At 65.9% G+C, this 9749-nt stretch carries 6 protein-coding genes, 1 tRNA gene, 2 rRNA genes and 2 pseudogenes (1 of these 11 running past the window's edge); 7 read left to right on the plus strand and 4 right to left on the minus strand.

Features of this window, described 5'->3' with window-relative positions; genetic code table 11:
* Positions 1-160 precede the first annotated feature (160 nt).
* Together LRS07_RS16345 and LRS07_RS16350 are read left to right on the plus strand one after the other, a co-directional pair.
* Positions 161-865, plus strand: a complete 705-nt coding sequence (locus LRS07_RS16345; RefSeq protein WP_260499036.1) for a Crp/Fnr family transcriptional regulator — start codon at positions 161-163, stop codon at positions 863-865.
* A gap of 112 nt (positions 866-977) precedes the next feature.
* Complete coding sequence (locus LRS07_RS16350; RefSeq protein WP_260499037.1) at positions 978-2192, plus strand: acyl-CoA dehydrogenase family protein; 1215 nt, start codon at positions 978-980, stop codon at positions 2190-2192.
* 45 nt (positions 2193-2237) lie between these two features.
* On the opposite strand, the gene LRS07_RS16355 is transcribed toward LRS07_RS16350, so the two are convergent.
* Positions 2238-3011, minus strand: coding sequence for a hypothetical protein (locus LRS07_RS16355; RefSeq protein WP_260499038.1), 774 nt, complete (start codon positions 3009-3011; stop codon positions 2238-2240).
* Between the two features lie 91 nt (positions 3012-3102).
* Here LRS07_RS16355 and LRS07_RS16360 point away from each other — a divergent pair, with 91 nt between their 5' ends.
* Positions 3103-3798, plus strand: coding sequence for a glutathione S-transferase family protein (locus LRS07_RS16360; protein WP_260499039.1), 696 nt, complete (start codon positions 3103-3105; stop codon positions 3796-3798).
* 17 nt (positions 3799-3815) lie between these two features.
* Here LRS07_RS16360 and LRS07_RS16365 read toward each other — a convergent pair.
* Positions 3816-3892: transfer RNA gene (locus tag LRS07_RS16365), tRNA-Arg, on the minus strand.
* 140 nt (positions 3893-4032) lie between these two features.
* Between LRS07_RS16365 and LRS07_RS16370 the strand changes: the two are divergent.
* The 4 genes and pseudogenes from LRS07_RS16370 to LRS07_RS16385 all read left to right on the plus strand — a co-directional run bounded on the left by LRS07_RS16370 (position 4033) and on the right by LRS07_RS16385 (position 7205).
* Positions 4033-4667: pseudogene (locus LRS07_RS16370) on the plus strand (CDP-alcohol phosphatidyltransferase family protein).
* A 158-nt stretch (positions 4668-4825) separates the two neighbouring features.
* Positions 4826-6452: pseudogene (locus LRS07_RS22305) on the plus strand (MFS transporter).
* A gap of 194 nt (positions 6453-6646) precedes the next feature.
* Positions 6647-6847: a hypothetical protein gene (locus LRS07_RS16380; RefSeq protein WP_260499040.1), complete on the plus strand. Its 201-nt coding sequence runs from the start codon at positions 6647-6649 to the stop codon at positions 6845-6847.
* Positions 6848-6905: 58 nt separating this feature from the next.
* On the plus strand, positions 6906-7205 hold the full coding sequence (locus LRS07_RS16385) for a hypothetical protein (protein ID WP_260499041.1): 300 nt from the start codon (positions 6906-6908) through the stop codon (positions 7203-7205).
* 117 nt (positions 7206-7322) lie between these two features.
* Here LRS07_RS16385 and rrf read toward each other — a convergent pair.
* Both rrf and LRS07_RS16395 read right to left on the minus strand, forming a co-directional pair.
* A 5S ribosomal RNA gene (rrf, locus tag LRS07_RS16390) occupies positions 7323-7435 on the minus strand.
* A gap of 181 nt (positions 7436-7616) precedes the next feature.
* Positions 7617-9749 (minus strand): 23S ribosomal RNA (locus LRS07_RS16395) (it continues 741 nt past the right edge of the window).

A 9749-nucleotide genomic window follows, 5' to 3' on the forward strand; every position in this document is an offset into this window, starting at 1 on the left:
GGTCGAAGCGGGCGGCACTCTAGCACGCGGTCCCCGGTGTCCTCCCGGGTCGGGCCGGCGATTGCAGCGGTCGTTGCATGGACGATTGAAGCGGCCTGCTGCGACCGCACACAATGGGCGGCTCAACAGGCCCGAACTGCTGTCGCCCGAGAGACAAGAGATGGACTACCCCGTTCTTACAATCGACGAGCGTTCCAACATCGAGTCGGGCTCTTGGTTTTCGAAGCTCTCGCAGCCGCTGCGCAACGCCATCCTGTCCCGTGCGATCGTGAGGCGGCTTGGCGATGGCGCGTTGCTCGCGACACGCGGCAGCGACCCGGAGGAATGGTGTGCGGTGGCCAAGGGCGCGGTGCGCATCAGCTCGGTCTCGTTGTCGGGCAAGCAGGTCACGCTGACGTACGTCGAGCCAGGCAGCTGGTTCGGCGACATCGCCCTCTTCGACGGGCTGCCTCGCACGCACGATGCCAACGCGCACGGCGCGACCACGCTGCTGGTGGTCCGCCGGCCCGACTTCCGCGAGCTGCTGTCGCAGCACACCGAGCTGTACGAGGCGCTGCTGCGCCTGAACTGCCGCCGCCTGCGGCTGATGTTCAACACGGTGGAAGACCTCAACACCCGGCCTTTGAGCGCCCGGCTGGCCAAGCAGATCCTGCTGCTGGCCAAGAGCTACGGCATCGTGCAGGGCGACGAGGTGCGCATCGGCCTGCAGCTGGCGCAGGAGGACCTGGCCCAGCTGCTCGGCGCCTCGCGCCAGCGCGTCAACCAGGAGCTGAAGGGCTTCGAGCGCGAGGGCGCGGTGCGGGTCGAGCCGACCCGGCTGGTCGTCATCTCGCGCGACAAGCTGCTGCAGTTCGCCGACGCCTGACCCTTCGGCAGGCCGCGGCATCGCCGCGGCCACCGTCCCGATCGCCCGGCGCCGCCGCTGCGCGTCCGCATCCCATGGGCGCGCCCCGCGCCTGAACGCCCGAGGAGGCACGATGGACTTCACCTACTCCGACCGCAGCCTGGCGCTGCAGGCCCGCCTGCAGGCCTTCATGGACCGCCATGTCTACCCGCAGGAACATCGCTACGAGGAAGAGCGCGACGCGGCCACCGCCGCGGGCAAACGCTGGTCACCGGTGCCGCTCATCGAGGAGCTGAAGCCGATGGCGAGGCGCGAGGGCCTGTGGAACCTGTTCCTGCCACAGAGCGAACACGGCGCGGGCCTCACCAACGCCGAGTACGCGCCGCTGGCCGAGATCATGGGCCGGGTGCCCTGGTCGAGCGAGGTCTTCAACTGCTCGGCGCCGGACACCGGGAACATGGAAACCATCGAGCGCTACGGCTCGCCCGAGCACAAGGAGCGCTGGCTGAAGCCGCTGTTGGAAGGCCGCATCCGCAGCTCCTTCGCGATGACCGAGCCGGACGTGGCGTCGTCCGATGCGACGAACATCCAGACCCGCATCGTCCGTGACGGCGACGACTACGTGATCAACGGCCGCAAGTGGTGGATCTCCGGCGCAGGCGATCCGCGCTGCGCGATCTACATCGTCATGGGCAAGACGGATCCGCAGGCGCCACGGCATTCGCAGCAGTCGATGATCCTGGTGCCGGCGGACACCGAGGGCATCACCGTCGTGCGGCCGATGCGGGTCTTCGGCGACGACGACGCGCCGCATGGCCACATGGAGATCGTCTTCGAGAACGTTCGGGTGCCGGCGTCGAACCTGCTGCTCGGCGAGGGCCGCGGCTTCGAGATCGCCCAGGGCCGGCTGGGGCCGGGCCGCATCCACCACTGCATGCGGCTGATCGGGCTGTCGGAGCGTGCGCTCGAGCTGATGTGCCGTCGCGCGTCCTCGCGCGTGGCCTTCGGCAAGTCGGTGGCCGCGCAGGGTGTGACGCAGGAGCGCATCGCCGAGGCCCGCTGCCAGATCGACATGGCGCGCCTGCTGACGCTGAAGGCGGCGTGGATGATGGACGTGGCCGGCAACAAGACCGCCAAGGCGGAGATCGCGATGATCAAGGTGGTGGCGCCGACGATGGCCTGCCGCATCATCGACTGGGCCATGCAGGTCCACGGCGCGATGGGCATCAGCCAGGACACGCCGCTGGCGCGCTTCTACGCGCAGGCGCGCACCCTGCGCTACGCCGACGGTCCCGACGAGGTGCACCGCAACGCCATTGCCAAGATGGAGCTCGGCAAGTACGCCTGAGCCGTGGCAGCCGGGCCGGCAGACCGGCCCGCCCCGTCGTCGACCTCAGGGCTTGGTGACGGGACCGGTTTCTTCGGTGGCGGGACCGCTGGCCGGCGTGTCGAGGTAACCCGGCGCGCTGTTGCTCCACAGGCTGGGCTGGGTGCTGGCCATGCTCTGGTCGGTCCACAACTCGGCGATGCGCAGCGCCTCGCGCAGCGCCACCTGGAACAGCGAGAGCGCCGCCGTGAGGCGCTGCAGGTCGGGCTCGGCGCACTGCGTGCGCAGCGTCAGCCGGCCCCGGTGGGCGATGAGCACGAAGGGGTCTGCGGGCGCCAGCCAGCCCGAACGTGCCTGCTGCAGTTGCAGCGTGAGCGGCCCGTCCAGCCACTGCAGCAGCCAGCGCGGTGTGGGGCCCACGGCGGCGAAGCTGTCGCGCAGGCTCTTCAGGTCCTGGCCGGGCAGCTTCTGGAACAGCACCAGCCAGCGCATCTCCTCGGGGGTCGCGGTGTCGACACGGGTCTGCAGGTCCTCGGTGTACTGCTCGAAGACCTCCTTCTCCATCGACTCCACCAGCGAGCGCGACAGCAGCAGCAGCTGCAGCTCGACCGGGCCAAGCTCGCCGCGCAGGCGCAGCTCATGGCCGGTGATGTAGGCGCGCTGGGACGGACCCCATTCGAGGCGCCACCGCAACGGCAGTTCGCCGCCGTCGATGACGAAGCCGTTGCCCTCGCGGCTGCGGCGGAACTGGTGGCCACGGGCGTCGGCCCAGTCTTCCACGGCGGCCCATTCGCCGGGCAGGCCGCCGCGTGTGAACCATCGCTTGATCGTCTGCAGCATGCTGGCGCCCGATGCACTAGAGTCCCGCTGGCGTCTCCCGCACCGCATCGAGCACATCTCACACGTGCCTGCAACGAAAGGACGAGGACCGATGATTGAAGTGTATTCGTGGCCCACGCCGAACGGACACAAGGTCCACATCATGCTGGAAGAGTGCGGGCTGCCCTACCGCGTGCATGCGGTCGACATCGGCGCCGGCCAGCAGTTCGATCCCGAGTTCCTGGCCATCAGCCCGAACAACAAGATCCCCGCCATCGTGGACCCCGACGGCCCGGAAGGCCGGCGCATCAGCCTGTTCGAGTCGGGCGCCATCCTGCTGTACCTGGCCGGCAAGACCGGCCGCCTGCTGCCCGCGGACACCCATGGCCGCTACGAAGTGCTGCAATGGCTGATGTTCCAGATGGGCGGCGTCGGCCCGATGCTGGGACAGGCACACCACTTCCGGATCTACGCCCCCGAGAAGATCGGCTACGCCATCGAGCGCTACACCAACGAGGCCAAGCGGCTGTACGGCGTGATGGACCGGCGCCTGGCGGCCAGCCGTTACCTGGGCGGCAACGAGTACTCGATCGCCGACATCGCGGTCTTCCCATGGCTGCGGTCGTGGCGCAACCAGGGCATCGACTGGGGCGACCATCCGCACCTGAAGGGCTGGTTCGACGAGATCGGTGGCCGACCGGCGGTGCAACGCGGCTGCGAGGTGCTGGCCGAGGCCCGCCGGCCGCTGCAGGACGATGCCAAGGCCCGCGAGGTGCTCTTCGGACAGGCGCAGTACCAGCGGCGCTGAGCGGCACACCCGTCGGGTGGCCTGCCCGGAGGGACTCGAACCCCCGACCTGCTGCTTAGAAGGCAGCTGCTCTATCCAGTTGAGCTACGGGCAGCCGGGCATCGACGACGCCGGTCGCGGCGGCCGGATTCTACGAGGGGGTGTCCGCCGGCCGGTCCGGCAGGCGGCCCGGCCCGAGGCGCGGCGGGAACAAGCCTTGCCCGGCGAATGACATCACCGCTTCCGGTTACCGCCATGCCCATCGCCGCATCGCCACGGCCGCAGCACTTCTCGATGATCCGCAGCTTCCACCTGGCGGACCTGTTCACGCTGGCCAACGCGGGCTTCGGCATGGCGGCGGTGCTGCTGACCCTGCGCTACATGGACGAGCCCTCGCTGGCCCACTTCCTCCTCGCAGCGGCGATGGCGCCGGCCGCGCTCGTCGCCGACGTGCTCGACGGGACGGTGGCCCGGGCCCGCCACACCCACTCGGCGATGGGGCGGGAGCTCGACTCGCTGGCCGACATCGTGTCCTTCGGGGTGGCACCGGCGGCGCTGGGTTACGCCGCCGGCCTGCGAGGGGTTGGGACCTGCTGGCGCTGGTCTTCTTCGTCTGCTGCGGCGTGAGCCGGCTGGCCCGCTTCAACGTCACCGCGGAGCAACTGTCCGGCGGCGGTGACAAGGTGCGCTACTTCGAGGGCATGCCGATTCCCAGCAGCGTGGTGCTCACGGCCGTGCTGGCCCTGGCCGCATGGCAGGGCCGGATCGGGGAGGCGCTGTGGGGCGGCACTTGGCAGCTGGGGCCATGGCTGCTGCACCCGCTGGCCCTGATGTACCTGGTGGCGGGCTCGCTGATGGTGAGCAAGACCCTGCACATTCCCAAGCTGTAGCGGCGCCGCCCGCGGCCATCGGCCGGCCGGAAACGACGGGGCCGCAGGCGGCTCGCGCGGCATCGTCACCTCACGGCCGCCTGCACGGATGGCCGCCGATGGCGGCCCATCCGTCACGCGGCTCGGCCGATCCGCACGCGTTAAGCTGCGACCGCTGCATGACGCCCGACGACCCCTCCACCTCCCACCTGCCCTCGTCCAGGCCTGCGCCGGGCAGTGCCTTCGCACCGTTGGCGTCCCCCGTCTACCGCATGCTGTGGACGGTCTGGCTGATCGCCAACCTGTGCATGTGGATGAACGACGTCGCCGCGGCATGGCTCATGACGGAGCTGACCCACGACGCCCGGTGGGTCGCCCTGGTGCAGACCGCCTCCACCCTGCCGGTCTTCCTCCTCGGACTGGCCAGCGGCGCGCTGGCCGACATCGTCGACCGCCGGAGCCTCTTCATCTTCACGCAGATCTGGGTCGCGGTGACCGGCCTGCTGCTGGCGCTGACCGGCCTGGCGGACGTGCTGGAGCCCCGGCTGCTGTTGCTCCTGGTCTTCGCGAACGGGATCGGGCTGGCGCTGCGTTGGCCGGTGATGGCGGCGGTGCTGCCGGACCTGGTGCCGCGTCACCAGCTGGCGGCGGCGGTGGGCCTCAACGGGGTGGCGATGAACGCGTCCCGTGTGGCCGGGCCCATCATCGCCGGCGCCCTGCTGGCCTCGGCGGGAACGGTGTACGTCTTCGTGCTCAATGCGGGGCTGTCGGTGGTGTCCACCCTGCTGCTGCTGCGCTGGCGCACCCAGCCCCGCGCCACCGCCCTGCCGGGCGAACGCTTCCTGGGTGCCATGCGCGTCGGCGTGCAGTTCGTGCGCGAGTCGCCGCCGCTGCGCGTGGTCCTGCTGCGCACCTTCGTCTTCTTCAGCCAGTCGACGGCGCTGGTGGCCCTGCTGCCGCTGGTGGCGCGTGGCCACCGCAGCGGCGCCGCCGGGTTCACCGTGCTGCTGTCGGCCATGGGGGGTGGGCGCCATCGCGGCGGTGGTGTCGATGCCGCGGTTGCGCCAGCGGCTGTCTCCGCAGCAGCTCCTGGAAGGCGGCACGCTGCTGCACGCCGTGTGCACGCTCGTCATCGGCCTGGTGCCGCACTTCTGGGTGGCCTTGCCAACGATGGCGTTGGCCGGCTTCGCCTGGCTGGCGGTGGCCAATTCGCTGACCGTGAGCGCGCAGTTCACGTTGCCGGACTGGGTCCGCGCCCGCGGCATGGCGATCTACCAGATGTCGCTCATGGGCGGCTCGGCCATCGGGGCGGCGCTCTGGGGCCAGGTGGCGAACGCCACCGGGGTGCAGACGGGCCTCGTGGCCGCGGCGGTGACGGCCCTCGCCTTGCTGCCGCTGCTGCGCCGGCAGCGGGTGCAGACCGCCGCCGATGCCGACCTTCGGCCGCTGCGGCTGTACGAGCCGCCGGAGCCGGTGCTGGCCATGGAGCCGGACGAAGGACCGATCCTGGCGATGGTGGAGTACTGGATCGACGAGGCCGATGCGGCCGCCTTCGTCCAGGTGATGCAGGAAAGCCGTCGCAGTCGACTGCGCCTGGGCTCGATCTCCTGGAGCCTGTTCCGGGACACCGCCGAGCCGCGGCGATGGATCGAGTACTTCGTCGACGCGTCGTGGGTGGAACACCTGCGCCGCCTCGAGCGGACGACCTCGGCAGAAGCAGCGCTTCGCGAGCAGCGGCTGGCGTTCCATCGCGGCAGCGAGCCGCCTCGTGTCACCCGGTTGGTCGGTCAGTCCCTGCCCAAGTGAGGTGACGGGCGGGCGGGTCGGCGAGCCGCGCTGAGCCCCATCGTCCGGAGATGTCGGACCGCGCATGGCGTTTGCCCAGGTGCCGGCATGTCCGAACACCAGTCTTCCAAGGCGCCACGCCATCGCCGCTCCATTTGCCGCAGAGCGCCTGGCGCGATGCGTCTCGGGCTCCCGCGCCTGGGAGGGGAGCGGTGATGCCGGCGCAGCTGCAGTCCAGCTTTCCGCGCGGCCTCTGGGTCGACCTGTGCATCCTCCAGTTGCTGGACCTAAGTCCCGGGGTGCCCCCGCAGACGTTGCACACCATGGCTGAGTTGCTGTGGCACGAGGTGCCGTTTCTGTTGCCGCGCGAGGCAGCCGCCATCGAGGTGATGGAATGGGAGTCGCAGGTCAGCTGAAGGCGTACCGGGCACAGCGGTTGCCGCATTGGGCGTAACCGAAACTTGCGGAAACACCATGCCCGACTCCTTTACCGCCCAGGCAGCTCCCACCCGGCCTGCCGCGGCCGGCCATGGTGCCGGTGACGGCATCACGCGCCACGACGACATCCCGGTGGAACACATCCCTCCCGGTCACGTCGGCCCGTTCGTCATGCCCGGAACGGGTCGAACCGTCTGGTGGACGGGGCGGGTCGCGATCGGATTGCGTCACCAACCGCGGACGAAGCCCAGCGACGTGGTGCTGTCGGCATCGTCGGTCTGGTTGCAGCGCGCGCTGCTCCGGCGCCGAAATCCGCAAGGCTCCGTCGGCCGCTGAAACGACGGGCGGGCGCATCCGCAGACAATTTCAGCCTTACGCCACAGCCGAATTTAATCAGGCCAAAAACAGAACCCCGGTTCATCAGTGATGTACCGGGGTTTTGGGGAATAAATAGCCTGACGATGACCTACTTTCACACGGGAATCCGCACTATCATCGGCGCTGAGGCGTTTCACTGTCCTGTTCGGGATGGGAAGGAGTGGGGCCACCTCGCTATGGTCATCAGGCTTGACTTGTTGCTGCGTGGCGTTCTTGAGCGCGCCGCGGCAGCCAATTCACAGAATCGAATTCAGCGTTCAGGCCGTCACCGCTGTGGTGAGGGTCTGGGTATTTGATTGCGTCGCCTTTTGGGCATAACGTCTGACTCACGGTCTTTGGCCTGTGCGCTGGGCACGGCATCAAAGTTATAGGGTCAAGCCTCACGGGCAATTAGTACTGGTTAGCTTAACGCATTACTGCGCTTCCACACCCAGCCTATCAACGTCCTGGTCTCGAACGACCCTTCAGGGGGCTCAAGGCCCCGGCAAGACTCATCTTGAGACGAGTTTCCCGCTTAGATGCTTTCAGCGGTTATCTCTTCCGCACTTAGCTACTCGGCAATGCCACTGGCGTGACAACCGATACACCAGAGGTGCGTCCACTCCGGTCCTCTCGTACTAGGAGCAGGCTCTCTCAATCTTGCAGCGCCCACGGAAGATAGGGACCAAACTGTCTCACGACGTTTTAAACCCAGCTCACGTACCTCTTTAAATGGCGAACAGCCATACCCTTGGGACCGGCTACAGCCCCAGGATGAGATGAGCCGACATCGAGGTGCCAAACACCGCCGTCGATATGAACTCTTGGGCGGTATCAGCCTGTTATCCCCAGAGTACCTTTTATCCGTTGAGCGATGGCCCTTCCATACAGAACCACCGGATCACTTTGTCCTACTTTCGTACCTGCTCGACTTGTCAGTCTCGCAGTCAAGCACGCTTATGCCAATGCACTATCAGCACGATTTCCGACCGTGCCTAGCGTACCTTCGAACTCCTCCGTTACGCTTTGGGAGGAGACCGCCCCAGTCAAACTGCCCACCATACACTGTCCCCAACCCGGATCACGGGCCAAGGTTAGAACCTCAAACACACCAGGGTGGTATTTCAAGGACGGCTCCACGGCACCTAGCGGCACCGCTTCAAAGCCTCCCACCTATCCTACACAGATCTGTTCAAAGTCCAATGTAAAGCTACAGTAAAGGTTCATGGGGTCTTTCCGTCTTTCCGCGGGGAGATTGCATCATCACAAACATTTCAACTTCGCTGAGTCTCTGGAGGAGACAGTGTGGCCATCGTTACGCCATTCGTGCAGGCCGGAACTTACCCGACAAGGAATTTCGCTACCTTAGGACCGTTATAGTTACGGCCGCCGTTTACTGGGACTTCAATCAAGAGCTTGCACCCCATCATTTAATCTTCCAGCACCGGGCAGGCGTCACACCCTATACGTCGACTTTCGTCTTTGCAGAGTGCTGTGTTTTTAATAAACAGTCGCAGCCACCGATTCTCTGCGGCCTCATTGGGCTCCCCTTGTACAGGTTCACCTACTAAAGGCACACCTTCTTCCGAAGTTACGGTGTCAATTTGCCGAGTTCCTTCTCCAGAGTTCTCTCAAGCGCCTGAGAATACTCATCTCGCGCACCAGTGTCGGTTTGCGGTACGGTCGTGTGCAGCTGAAGCTTAGTGGCTTTTCCTGGAAGCAGGGTATCACTCACTTCGGCGGCAAGCCGCCTCGTTATCACCCCTCATCTAAGACCCCCGGATTTGCCTAAGGGCCACGACTACAGGCTTGAACCGGGATATCCAACACCCGGCTGAGCTAACCTTCTCCGTCCCCACATCGCACTGCACATCGGTACAGGAATATTGACCTGTTTCCCATCAGCTACGCATCTCTGCCTCGCCTTAGGGGCCGACTCACCCTACGCCGATGAACGTTGCGTAGGAAACCTTGCGCTTTCGGCGAGGGGGCTTTTCACCCCCTTTAACGCTACTCATGTCAGCATTCGCACTTCTGATACCTCCAGCAGCCTTCACAAGCCACCTTCACAGGCGTACAGAACGCTCTCCTACCACGCACATTGCTGTGCATCCGCAGCTTCGGTAACTGGCTTAGCCCCGTTACATCTTCCGCGCAGGACGACTCGATCAGTGAGCTATTACGCTTTCTTTAAATGGTGGCTGCTTCTAAGCCAACATCCTGACTGTTTTAGCCTTCCCACTTCGTTTCCCACTTAGCCAATTTTGGGGACCTTAGCTGGCGGTCTGGGTTGTTTCCCTCTTGTGTCCGGACGTTAGCACCCGGTGCACTGTCTCCCAAGCTGTACTCATCGGTATTCGGAGTTTGCAATGGTTTGGTAAGTCGCCATGACCCCCTAGCCATAACAGTGCTCTACCCCCGACGGTAATACTTGAGGCACTACCTAAATAGTTTTCGGAGAGAACCAGCTATTTCCAGGTTTGTTTAGCCTTTCACCCCTATCCACAGCTCATCCGCTAGTTT

Source organism: Aquabacterium sp. J223 (genome assembly GCF_024666615.1).
In the GTDB taxonomy this organism is placed as follows: Bacteria; Pseudomonadota; Gammaproteobacteria; order Burkholderiales; family Burkholderiaceae_C; genus J223.